Here is a 10,973-nt window from a genome sequence, read left to right on the forward strand (position 1 = left end):
AGGCGGCGAAATGCCCGGTCACGGCGTGGTGCCGGTCACGGCTCCGGAACGATCCGATCGGGGTGCGCGGGCCGGTCACGGGCCTCCCTGAGCCCTCCGCGACACCTCTGACCTGCGAAAACGCAGCGGCAAATGATGCCTGGAGGTTGCCAAGGGCGCAAGTTCTGCAGATCACGCCGTGGTAACCTGGTGTCAGGGAAAGGGGACATCTGCAGATGACGTTCACAGTAGGCGAGACGGTTGTCTACCCGCACCACGGCGCGGCGCTGATCGAAGAGATCAAGACCCGCAAGATTCGCGGCGAAGAGAAGATGTACCTCAAGCTCAAGGTTGCCCAGGGCGACCTCACCATCGAGGTTCCGGCGGAGAACGTCGACCTCGTGGGAGTGCGCGACGTGGTCGGCCAGGAGGGCCTCGACCGCGTGTTCGAGGTGCTGCGCGCCCCGTACACGGAGGAGCCCACCAACTGGTCGCGCCGGTACAAGGCGAACCTCGAGAAGCTCGCCTCCGGCGACGTCATCAAGGTGGCCGAGGTAGTGCGTGACCTGTCCCGGCGGGACGCCGACCGCGGCCTGTCCGCGGGGGAGAAGCGCATGCTCGCCAAGGCCCGGCAGATCCTCGTCTCGGAGCTCGCGCTGGCCGAGCACACCGAGGAGGAGAAGGCGGAAGCGATCCTCGACGAGGTCCTCGCCTCCTGACTGACCCACAGGGTCCCCCGCACGTCTGACACACCTGTCAGGACCTCGCGCCCCACGGGATCCTTCGCTCAACCAAGATCCTGTGGGGACCTGCGACGAGATGACGACCCTTGCAATCCTGACGGCCGCCGGCTCGGGATCCCGTCTGGGGCGTGACCTGCCCAAAGCCCTCGTGGAGCTGGACGGCTTCCCGCTCGTGCTGCACGCCGCACGCCGCCTCGCGGCGTCGGGCGTGGTGGACTCGCTGGTCGTCACCGCACCCGACGGCCTGGTCGGCGTCATGGCCGACCTGCTGTCCGCCGACCCGCACGTGCTCGTGCCGGTCGAGGTGACCGACGGCGGCCCCACCCGCCAGGCCTCGGTCGCGGCCGGCCTCGCGCTGGCCCGGCCCGGCGACGACGTGGTGCTGGTGCACGACGCGGCGCGGCCCCTCGTGCCCGCGGACCTCGTCCGGCGGGTCGTGGACGCGGTGCGCAGCGGGCACGGCGCCGTCGTGCCCGGGCTGCCGGTCACGGACACGGTCAAGCAGGTCTGCCCCGACGGCGACGCCGAGCTGGTCACGGGCACGCCCGACCGGTCGATGCTGCGGGCCGTGCAGACCCCGCAGGGCTTCGCCCGGGACCTCCTGGTGCGCGCACACCGTACGGGTGCGGCCCGGGCCGTCGCGGAGCACCTCGCGGCGACGGACGACGCGGGCCTCGTCGAGGCCCTGGGCGAACCGGTCCACATGGTCGCCGGGGACGCGACCGCCTTCAAGATCACCACCGAACGCGACCTGTGGCTCGCGTCCCTCGTGCTGCAGGAGAGCAACGCATGACCGACTCGCCGAGCACGCCGGAACCCCCGCGCCCGGGCCCGGCGGGGTACCCCCTGCCGCGCACCGGCATCGGGGTCGACGTGCACGCCTACGCCCCGGAGGGCTCCGACCGTGAGCTGTGGCTCGGCGGCCTGCACTGGCCGGGGGAACGCGGCCTGGCGGGCCACTCCGACGCCGACGTGGCCGCGCACGCCGCGGCGGACGCGCTGTTCTCCGCGTCGGGCCTGGGCGACCTCGGATCGCACTTCGGCACGGGCCGTCCGGAGTGGGCGGGGGCCTCGGGAACCACCCTGCTTGCCGAGGCCGCGAGGCGCGTCCGGGCTGCTGGGTACATGATCGGTAACGTGGCAGTCCAGGTGATCGGTAACCATCCGCGGGTCGGTACGCGGCGCGACGAGGCTCAGGCGGCGCTGTCCGCCGCTGCCGGCGCGCCCGTGTCCCTGACGGCGACCACGACCGACGCGCTCGGCCTCACCGGCCGCGGCGAGGGCATCGCGGCCATCGCGACGGCCCTCGTCGTGCCCGACGGCGGGCCGTCGTCCGGCACGGTCGGCGGGGACGCGACATGAACAAGCGCAAGCCGCTCGACGAGCGCCGGGCCGAGATCGTCGAGGCCGGCCTGAGCGTGGCGCTGCGCGAGGGCGTCGAGTCGGTGACCGTGCGCCGCGTGGCGCAGGAGGCCGGGATCTCCCTCGGCACCGTGCACTACTGCTTCGACGACAAGGACGCGATGCTGCGGGCCATGGGCCGGTCCATCGCGATGCGGGCGTCGGAGCCGGTGCTGCGCGCGCTCGAGGCCGGCCCCGACCGCCGGGCGCTCGCGGAGGCCACGGTCGACGCGATGCTGCTGGGGCTCAAGGAGCACCAGCACATGCGGCTGCTCACGTTCGAGTTCGCCGTCTCCGGGGCGCGTACGCCGGTGCTGCGCGAGGTGGCGCAGGCGCACCTGCGGCAGAGCATCGCGATGACGCGGGAGTACCTGGTGCGGCTGGCGGAGGTCGTCGGCATCACGTGGGCCACGGACATCGACGACCTCGCCCGGATGACGGCGCTGCGCATCGACGGCATCGAGCTCGCGTGGATGGTGGACCAGGACGACGCCGCCGCGCGCGAGGGGTTCGCCGTCCTCACCCGGGACGTGTTCGACGAGATGCGGCCGACGGAGCCTTAGCCGAAGACCCGCCGGGTGTACGGGTTGGTGAACACCCCGTCCGGGTCGGCGGCCGCCCGTGCCCGGCGGAAGTCCTCGAACCGGCTGTACTGGCCGGCGAGGTAGGCGGCGTCGCGCGTGTGCATCTTGCCCCAGTGCGGGCGTCCGCCGACGGCCGTGAAGATCTGCTCCGCGGCGTCGAAGTACCGGCCGTACGGCAGACGCCAGTACTGCTGCACGGCCACGTAGGCGGTCTCGCGGCCGTACGCGGTGGAGAGCCAGGCATCCTCGGCCGGGGCGAACCGGATCTCCAGCGGGAACGGGACGTTCTCGCCGGTGCGGCGCAGCCAGCCGTCGATCTCCCGCAGGACGTCGACCACGACCGCACGCGGTACCGCGTACTCCGTCTCCCGGAACCGCACCCGCCGCCGGTTGCAGAGCACCTCGTACGACGGCGCCGTGTAGGTGCGGGGGCGCAGGGCCTGGGCCGCGAACGCGTTCAGCCGGGGCGTCACGGCCGGGAACGCGGTGGCCGTGCGGTTCGCGAGCTCCAGGCCCGCGTTGGACAGCACCTCGTCGTCGACGAAGGCGCGGACAGCGGTCGCGGCGCGGCGCACGCGGTGGCCCGCCCCGGCCGGCGCGCCGGTGTCCGCCCGGGCCGGGACCCGGGTGTTGGTCAGGGTCTGCACGTGGCGTGCGGTCGGGAACCAGAAGAACTCGAAGTGGTCGGCACCGTCGACCAGGTGGTCCAGCTCGTCGAGCACCCGCTCCACCGGCTGGACGTCCTCCTGCGCGCGCAGGTCGAAGGCGGGGACGGCCTCGACGGTGACCGTGCTCAGCACACCCGTCGTGCCCAGGCCGAGGCGGGACGCCTCGAACAGGTCGGGGTGCTCGGTGGGGCTGCAGCGGGTGACCTCGCCGTCGGCGCCCACCACGGTGAGGGCGCGCACCCGGCTCGCGAGGCTCCCGAACCGCGCGCCGGTGCCGTGCGTCCCCGTCGAGACGGCGCCCGCGATCGTCTGCCGGTCGATGTCGCCCAGGTTCTGCAGGGCGAGCCCGCGCTCGGCGAGCACCCGGTTGAGCTGGTGCAGCCGGATGCCCGCACCCACGGTCACGAGGGCGTTCCCCGTGCCGGGGTCGCGCTCGACCCGGTGCAGGGCGTTCAGCCGGTCCAGGTCGACCTGTACGCCGTCCGTGGCGGCGGCCGCGGAGAACGAGTGCCCCGCGCCGACCGCCCGCACGGTGTGTCCCTCGCGCACGGCCCGGCGCACCGCGGCGGACAGCTCCTCCTCGGTGGCCGGGTGCACCTGTCGCGCGGGAGTCGCACTGGCCGTCCGCGCCCAGTTCGTCCAGATCATCGACGCACTATCCCATGGCTCGGTCCCCGGGGAGTAGCGTTCGGGCATGAGCTCCGTCGCCGGGACCGCCGCTCGCCTGACCACCGCCACGTCGGGCCTGCCCGCGCCGCTCGCCGTCGTGGACCTGGACGTGTTCGACGCGAACGCGCTCGACCTGCTCAAGCGGGCCGACGGCGTGCCCGTCCGCGTCGCCTCCAAGTCCGTGCGGGTGCGCTCGCTCGTCGAGCGGGCGCTGGGGCACGGTTTCGCCGGCGTCATGGCCTACTCGTTGCGCGAGGCGTTGTGGCTGGTGAGCGAGGGCACGCGCGACGTGCTCGTGGGCTACCCGACGGTCGACGCGGAGGCCTTGGCGACGTTGGCCGCCGACCCGGTGGCACGCGCGGAGATCACGCTGATGGTCGACGACGTGGCGCACCTCGGCCTGATCGCCGCCGCGACCGAGCGGGTGCGCGGGGCGGACGGCACGACGGCCGCGGGACCGGTCCAGGTGTGCCTCGACGTCGACTGCTCGCTGCGCGTCGGCGCCGGGCCGCTCACCGCGCACCTCGGGGTACGCCGTTCGCCGCTGCGCGACCCCGCCGACGTCGCGGCGCTCGCGACCGTGGCGCAGGCGCAGGGGCTGACCGTGCGCGGCCTCATGTTCTACGAGGCACAGGTGGCCGGGCTGCCCGACACGAGCCCCGCCGTCCGGCTGGTCAAGCGGCTCTCGATGCGGGAGGTCAACGCGCGCCGGGTGCGGATCCTCGCCGCGGTGCGTGACGCCGTCGGGCACGACGTGGAGCTCGTCAACGCGGGCGGGACCGGCTCGATCGAGGTGAGCGGCGCGGCGCCCGGCGTGACCGAGGTGACGTCCGGCTCCGGGCTCTACGCCCCCGGGCTGTTCGACGGCTACCGCTCGTTCGAGGCGCGGCCGGCCGCGTTCTTCGGGCTCGACGTGGTGCGTGAGCCTGCCCCGGGCTGGGTGACGGCGTTCTCCGGCGGGTACGCCGCCTCGGGCCAGGCGGGCGTCTCCCGGCTGCCCCGGCTGTTCACGCCGGGCTACGCGCTGACCGGCACGGAGGGTGCGGGCGAGGTCCAGACGCCGCTGCGCGCGACGCGTGGGTCGGGTCCCGACGGCCGGCTGCGCACCGGCGACCGCGTCTGGCTCCGCCACGCGAAGGCGGGGGAGATGATGGAGCGGTTCGACCGGGTGCACCTCGTGCGCGGGGCCGAGGTGGTCGAGACCGTGCCGACCTACCGGGGCGAGGGCCGGAACTTCGGGTAGGCCGTGGCGCACCGTTTCGGGTAGAACAAGGCCCATGTCCACCCTGCACCACCGCAACCGGCCCATGACCGGCCGCGACCCCCACGAGCCGGCGCGTACGGCCACCCCGCTGGAGCTGCTGTTCGACCTCGCCTTCGTGGTCGGGTTCGGCGTGGCGGGGGAACAGGGCGCCCACCTGCTCGCCGAGGGCCACGTCGCCGCCGGCGTGATCGGGTTCGCGTTCTCGATGTTCGCGATCTGCTGGGCGTGGATCAACTTCACGTGGTTCGCCTCGGCGTTCGACACCGACGACTGGTTCTACCGCGTCACCACGATGGTGCAGATGGTCGGCGTCGTGGTGCTGGCGCTCGGCCTGCCGGACATGTTCGGGTCCCTGGTCGAGGGCGACCGGGTGCACAACGAGGTGATGGTCGCCGGCTACGTGATCATGCGCCTGGCCATGCTCGTGCAGTGGCTCCGCGCCGCGCGGCAGGCGCCCGAGTACCGCGCCACCTGCCTGGCCTACGCCCGCACGCTCGTGATCACCCAGATCGGCTGGCTGGTGCTCGCCGTCGCGCCCGTGAGCGTGGCCGTCTTCTTCGTGGGCGGCGTGCTGCTCGGTGCCGCCGAGATGGCCGGGCCCTGGCTCGCCGAGCGCCTGCGCACGGAGGGCCCCGGCCGGCGCAGCACACCCTGGCACGCCCACCACATGGCCGAGCGGTACGGGCTGCTCGCCATCATCACGCTCGGCGAGGGCGTCATCGGCACCGTCGCGTCGCTGTCCGCCGTCGTGCACGAGTCGGGCTGGACGCTGGACGCCGCGCTCGTGGCGCTCGCGGGCACCGGCCTCACGTTCGGTCTGTGGTGGACGTACTACCTCACGCCCGACGCCGAGATGCTGCACCGGCACCGCGAGCGGTCGTTCGTGTGGGGCTACGGGAACATCGTCGTCTTCGCGGCGCTGGCCGGCGTGGGCGCGGGACTGCACGTCGCGGCGTACTACCTGGAGGAGCACTCGCGCGTCGGCGCCGTGGGGACCGTGCTCGCCGTCGCCGTGCCGGTGCTCGTGTTCCTCGTGGCCGACCACGTGCAGTTCGGTCTGCTGACCCGCTCGTTCCAGGCGCTGCACGTCGGTCTGGTGCTCGGCGCCGTGGCCGTGCTCGCGGCGGCCGTCGCCACCGCCGCGGCCGGGCTGCCCATGTCCTGGTCGCTGGTCCTGGTGATGCTCGCGCCGGTCGTGATCGTGGTCGGCTACGAGACGCGCGGCCACCAGCACGTGGCCCGGCTGCTCGGACAGGGCTCCGGGCAGGAAAAGGGTGCCTGAGCGCCGGTACCCTTGACAGGTGACTCTTCGCCTGTATGACACCGCCACGCGCGAGGTGCGCGACTTCACCCCCATCACCCCGGGCGAGGTCGGCATCTACCTGTGTGGTGCCACCGTGCAGGCACCACCCCACGTGGGCCACCTCCGGCCGGTCATCGCGTTCGACGTGCTGCGGCGCTGGCTCACGCGGCGGGGCCTGAAGGTCACGCTGATCCGCAACGTCACCGACATCGACGACAAGGTGCTGGCCAAGTCGGCTGCCGCCGGCCGGGAGTGGTGGGCGCACGCCGCGCTGTACGAGCGCGTGTTCACGCAGGCGTACGACGCCCTCGGCGTCATCCCGCCCACCTACGAGCCGCGCGCCACCGGCAGCGTGCCCGAGATGGTCGCGCTCATGGAGCGCCTGGTCGAGAAGGGCCACGCCTACACCAGCAGCGCGGGCAACGTCTGGTTCGACGTGCGCTCCTGGCCGGCCTACGGCGGGCTCACCCGGCAGAAGATCGAGGACCTCAGCCCCGAGGAGGGCGCGGAGGTGTCGGGCGCGGCCGCGGACAAGAAGAACCCGCACGACTTCGCGCTCTGGAAGGCCCCCAAGCCCGGCGAGCCGGAGTCGGCGTCCTGGGACACCCCCTACGGGCGCGGGCGGCCCGGCTGGCACCTGGAGTGCTCCGCCATGGCCCGCCGCTACCTGGGCGAGACGTTCGACATCCACGGCGGCGGCCTCGACCTGCGGTTCCCGCACCACGAGAACGAGCAGGCCCAGTCCCGCGCCGCGGGCTACGGGTTCGCGCAGCGGTGGATGCACGTCGCGTGGGTCACGCAGGCCGGCGTCAAGATGTCCAAGTCGCTGGGCAACGGGCTCCTCGTGAGCGAGCTGCTGACCCAGGCCCCCGCCCCCGTGGTGCGCTACGCCCTGGCCGCCGTCCAGTACCGGTCCATGCTGGAGTGGGCGCCGGACACGCTCCAGGAGGCCCGTACCACGTGGGAGCGCCTGTCGGGCTTCGTCACGCGCGCGTCCGAGCGGGTCGGCGACGTCCCGGCCGAGGAGGTGGCCAAGGCCGAGGTGCCCGAGGGGTTCGCGGCGGCCATGGACGACGACCTCAACGTGCCGCAGGCGCTCGCCGTCGTGCACGAGCACCTGCGGGCCGGGAACACGGCCCTCGCCGAGGGCTCCGACGCCGCGGTGCGTGCGGAGCTGGTGACGGTGCGTGCGATGCTGGACGTGCTGGGCCTGGACCCCGCCGACCCGCAGTGGGCCACCTCGACGGACGACCGGTATGCGACGGCGCTGGACGCGCTCGTCGCCGCGGAGCTCTCGGCGCGCGCGCAGGCCCGTGCCGCGAAGGACTGGGCCGCCTCCGACGCGATCCGGGACCGCCTGGCGGCGGCCGGCATCGAGGTCCAGGACTCCGCCGACGGCGCCCGCTGGGCGCTGTCCTGATCTGACACCCGGCTGAGAGACGAGAGACACGATGGCAGGCAACTCCAAGCGCGCCGGTGCGGTGCGCAAGGCCGGCTCCAAGAAGGGCGCCCAGGTGGGCACCGGCGGGCACAGCCGCAAGGCGCTGCGCGGCAAGGGCCCGACGCCCAAGGCGGAGGACCGCACCTACCACCCCGCGCACCAGCGCAAGATCGCGGCGGAGAAGCGGGCCGCGACCACCCAGCGCCGGCCCGGTACGCCGGGCGGGCGCGGCGCGGGCCGCAAGGGCGCCGGCGCCGCCGAGGTGGTCGCCGGCCGCAACTCCGTGCTGGAGGCCCTGCGTGCCGAGATGCCCGCCGAGGGCATCTACCTGGCCTCGCGCCTGGAGGCGGACGACCGCACCCAGGAGATCCTCGAGATCGCGCACGCGCGCAGCCTGCCCATGTTCGAGGCCTCGCGCCTCGACCTGGACCGGATCACCGACGGCGCCGTGCACCAGGGCGTCGCCATGAAGGTGCCGCCGTACGAGTACCGGGACGTCGAGGACCTGCTCGACGTCGCGGCCGAGGCCGGCGAGGCGCCGCTGATCGTGGCGCTCGACAACGTCACCGACCCGCGCAACCTCGGCGCGGTGCTGCGGTCGGGCGGGGCGTTCGGCGCGCACGGCGTGCTGGTGCCCGAGCGGCGCGCCGCGGGGGTCACGGCGTCGGCCTGGAAGGTGTCCGCGGGTGCCGCGGCGCGGGTGCCCGTGGCGCGGGCGACGAACCTGGCCCGCGAGCTCGCGGAGCTCAAGAAGGCCGGCTGCTTCGTGGTCGGCCTGGACGCCGGCGGCGACATGCCGGTGGGGGAGCTCGCCTACGCGACCGACCCGCTGGTGCTGGTGGTCGGCTCCGAGGGCAAGGGCCTGTCCCGCCTGGTCCGCGAGGCGTGCGACGCGGTGGTCTCCATCCCGATCGCGGCCACGACGGAGTCGCTGAACGCGGCGGTGGCCGCCGGCATCACCCTGTACGAGGTCGCGAAGCAGCGAGCAGCCACACCCGGCGCGTGATCGGCAGAAGGTCAGGTGATCGGTACCCCGGGGTGCCGATCACCTGACCTTCTGCCGATCACTCGACGTAGTCGGCGGCGGTCGCGCCCGGGGGCAGGCCCAGGACCGCGTCCTCGTCCGGGCGGTGGCGGAGCACGTTCTCGACGTAGGACTCGGCGGCCTCCGGCATCGGGATGTCGCGCTGCGCCTGCTGGGAGATGAACCAGCGGTGGTCCAGGATCTCGTGGAACAGCTGCGCCGGCTCCAGCTTGCGGCGCAGCTCGCGCGGCACCGCGTCGATCGTCGGCCGGAAGACCTGACGGACCCAGGCGTGGGCCACGATCTGCTCCTGGTCGTTCTGCCGGTCCGTCGCGGCCCGGTAGCTGTCCAGGTCGTTGAGCATGCGGCGGGCCTGGTTCTCCTGGACGTCGAGCCCGGTGAGGCGCAGGAGCCGGCGGGAGTGGTGCCCGGCGTCGACCACCTTGGGCTGGATGCGCACCTTGGTGCCGTCGATGTCCGTGGTGATCTCCAGCTCGCCCACGTCGAAGCCGAGGTCGTTGAGCCGCTCGATGCGGGCGGCGACCCGCCACCGCTCGTTGGAGTCGAAGGCCTCCGAGCCCGTCAGGGCGGCCCACAGCTCGTTGTAGCGCTCCACGAGGGCGTCGCCGATGGCCACCTCGTCGACGTTCTCGTCCAGCAGCTCGCCCGCGGCCAGGTCCATCAGCTCGCCGATGATGTTGGTGCGCGCCAGGTCGACGTCGTAGTTGCGCTGGCCGTCCGTGAGCTGGCGGTGCATGTCGCCGGTCTCGGCGTCGACCAGGTAGGCCGCGAACGTCTCGGCGTCGCGCCGGAACAGCGTGTTCGACAGCGACACGTCACCCCAGTAGAAGCCCACCAGGTGCAGGCGCACGAGGAGCACCGCGAGGGCGTCGATGAGGCGGGTCGCGGTGTCGGGGCGCAGGTCCTGGCTGAACAGGGCGCGGTAGGGCAGGGAGAAGGACAGGTGCTCGGTGACGAGCACCGCCTCCAGCCGCTCGCCGTCGGGTGCCCGGCGGCCGGTGATGACGCCCACGGGGACCACCGAGGGCACCTCGATGCGGTGGAGCTGCCGGAGCAGCTCGTACTCGCGGTAGGCGACGGTCTCGCCGATCTCCTTGATGGCGATGACGCGCCCGCCGTGGTTGACGAAGCGGACGACGTGCCGGGAGATGCCCTGGGGCAGCGCGGCCAGGACGTCCTCCGGCCAGTCGACCAGCGGCACGTCCCACGGGAGGTCCAGCAGCGCGGGGTCGGGTGCGACCGCGGTGATCTGGAGGTTCTGCTGGGGCATGGGCACCATTCTGAACGACGGGGCCGCCGGGGTGGGTCTTTGGCGTGGGACAGAACTGTGGCGAGACAGGACGTCGGCTCTGGCCGGCGTTCTGTCTCGCCACAGTTCTATGTCGCCATGGTTCTACCTCGGCGGCGGGTGGGGTCAGCCGAGGCGTTCGCCCGAGGTCGCGGAGAACACGTGGGAGTGGCCGGCCTGGATGGCCACGGAGATGACGTCGCCCTTGTCCGGCACGCCACGCGGGTCGATACGGACGATGACCTGGTTGGTGTCACCGGCGGACAGGTCCACGTCGGCGGCGTCGCCCTTGAGCGAGCCGTACACGAACGCGTCCGAGCCGAGCTCCTCGACGAGGTTGACCTCGACCTCGAACGACCCGGCGGTACCGGCCGGGACCACGTCCAGCGACTCGGGGCGGAAGCCCAGGGTCACCTTGCCGCCGTCGGAGTCCGGGATCGCGCTGGCGATGGACCGCTCCAGCGGCACGCTCGCCGAGCCGACCTTGACGCCACCGTCCTTGACGTCGAACGTGCCGATGTTCATCGCCGGGGAGCCGATGAACCCGGCCACGAACACGTTGGCCGGGCGGTCGTACATCTCCCGCGG

Annotated in this window: 10 protein-coding genes and 1 pseudogene; 8 read left to right on the forward strand and 3 right to left on the reverse strand. The window is 73.2% G+C overall.

Annotated elements, in window-relative coordinates:
• The first annotated feature begins 215 nt into the window (after positions 1 to 215).
• The 4 genes from ACIG47_RS17655 (at position 216) to ACIG47_RS17670 (ending at position 2,686) form a co-directional block, all read left to right on the forward strand.
• The gene (locus ACIG47_RS17655) at positions 216 to 698 is read left to right on the forward strand and encodes a CarD family transcriptional regulator (RefSeq protein ID WP_020017968.1); all 483 of its coding nucleotides are present in this window, start codon (positions 216 to 218) and stop codon (positions 696 to 698) included.
• Between the two features lie 100 nt (positions 699 to 798).
• Positions 799 to 1,515, forward strand: coding sequence for a 2-C-methyl-D-erythritol 4-phosphate cytidylyltransferase (ispD, locus tag ACIG47_RS17660; RefSeq protein WP_397432296.1), 717 nt, complete (start codon positions 799 to 801; stop codon positions 1,513 to 1,515).
• Positions 1,512 to 2,084, forward strand: a complete 573-nt coding sequence (ispF, locus tag ACIG47_RS17665) for a 2-C-methyl-D-erythritol 2,4-cyclodiphosphate synthase (protein WP_397432297.1) — start codon at positions 1,512 to 1,514, stop codon at positions 2,082 to 2,084. Before ispD ends, ispF begins: the two co-directional genes overlap by 4 nt.
• Positions 2,081 to 2,686 carry a TetR/AcrR family transcriptional regulator gene (locus ACIG47_RS17670; RefSeq protein ID WP_397432298.1) on the forward strand — a complete coding sequence of 202 codons (606 nt, stop codon included), beginning with the start codon at positions 2,081 to 2,083 and terminating at the stop codon, positions 2,684 to 2,686. Before ispF ends, ACIG47_RS17670 begins: the two co-directional genes overlap by 4 nt.
• Here the strand turns inward: ACIG47_RS17670 and ACIG47_RS17675 are convergent.
• Positions 2,683 to 4,023, reverse strand: coding sequence for a D-arabinono-1,4-lactone oxidase (locus ACIG47_RS17675; protein ID WP_397432300.1), 1,341 nt, complete (start codon positions 4,021 to 4,023; stop codon positions 2,683 to 2,685). The two genes, ACIG47_RS17670 and ACIG47_RS17675, sit on opposite strands and share 4 nt — an antisense overlap.
• Positions 4,024 to 4,069: 46 nt before the next feature.
• Between ACIG47_RS17675 and ACIG47_RS17680 the strand changes: the two genes are divergently transcribed.
• Genes ACIG47_RS17680 through rlmB form a run of 4 tightly spaced genes read left to right on the forward strand, consistent with a single transcriptional unit; the run spans position 4,070 to position 9,058 of the window.
• Entirely contained in the window at positions 4,070 to 5,287 is a 1,218-nt protein-coding gene (locus tag ACIG47_RS17680; RefSeq protein ID WP_397432301.1) for an alanine racemase, read from the forward strand.
• A 34-nt stretch (positions 5,288 to 5,321) separates the two neighbouring features.
• Entirely contained in the window at positions 5,322 to 6,590 is a 1,269-nt protein-coding gene (locus ACIG47_RS17685) for a low temperature requirement protein A (protein ID WP_397432302.1), read from the forward strand.
• 19 nt (positions 6,591 to 6,609) lie between these two features.
• Positions 6,610 to 8,031, forward strand: a complete 1,422-nt coding sequence (gene cysS, locus ACIG47_RS17690; RefSeq protein WP_397432303.1) for a cysteine--tRNA ligase — start codon at positions 6,610 to 6,612, stop codon at positions 8,029 to 8,031.
• A gap of 31 nt (positions 8,032 to 8,062) precedes the next feature.
• A complete protein-coding gene (gene rlmB, locus ACIG47_RS17695) occupies positions 8,063 to 9,058 on the forward strand; it encodes a 23S rRNA (guanosine(2251)-2'-O)-methyltransferase RlmB (protein WP_397432304.1) in 996 nt (331 codons plus the stop codon).
• Positions 9,059 to 9,116: 58 nt separating this feature from the next.
• On the opposite strand, the gene ACIG47_RS17700 is transcribed toward rlmB, so the two are convergent.
• Positions 9,117 to 10,376, reverse strand: coding sequence for a DUF4032 domain-containing protein (locus ACIG47_RS17700; RefSeq protein WP_397413368.1), 1,260 nt, complete (start codon positions 10,374 to 10,376; stop codon positions 9,117 to 9,119).
• Between the two features lie 135 nt (positions 10,377 to 10,511).
• Positions 10,512 to 10,973 (reverse strand): annotated as a pseudogene (locus ACIG47_RS17705) (sugar ABC transporter ATP-binding protein); the annotation flags it as partial.

The sequence above is a fragment of the Promicromonospora sp. NPDC052451 genome (genome assembly GCF_044547525.1).
In the GTDB taxonomy this organism is placed as follows: domain Bacteria; phylum Actinomycetota; class Actinomycetes; order Actinomycetales; family Cellulomonadaceae; genus Promicromonospora.

Coding starts and splice junctions, on each gene's coding strand:
- ACIG47_RS17655 (WP_020017968.1), top strand. CDS start 216: ATGACGTTCACAGTAGGCGAGACGGTTGTCTACCCGCACCACGGCGCG.
- ispD (WP_397432296.1), top strand. CDS start 799: ATGACGACCCTTGCAATCCTGACGGCCGCCGGCTCGGGATCCCGTCTG.
- ispF (WP_397432297.1), top strand. CDS start 1,512: ATGACCGACTCGCCGAGCACGCCGGAACCCCCGCGCCCGGGCCCGGCG.
- ACIG47_RS17670 (WP_397432298.1), top strand. CDS start 2,081: ATGAACAAGCGCAAGCCGCTCGACGAGCGCCGGGCCGAGATCGTCGAG.
- ACIG47_RS17675 (WP_397432300.1), bottom strand. CDS start 4,023: ATGATCTGGACGAACTGGGCGCGGACGGCCAGTGCGACTCCCGCGCGA.
- ACIG47_RS17680 (WP_397432301.1), top strand. CDS start 4,070: ATGAGCTCCGTCGCCGGGACCGCCGCTCGCCTGACCACCGCCACGTCG.
- ACIG47_RS17685 (WP_397432302.1), top strand. CDS start 5,322: ATGTCCACCCTGCACCACCGCAACCGGCCCATGACCGGCCGCGACCCC.
- rlmB (WP_397432304.1), top strand. CDS start 8,063: ATGGCAGGCAACTCCAAGCGCGCCGGTGCGGTGCGCAAGGCCGGCTCC.
- ACIG47_RS17700 (WP_397413368.1), bottom strand. CDS start 10,376: ATGGTGCCCATGCCCCAGCAGAACCTCCAGATCACCGCGGTCGCACCC.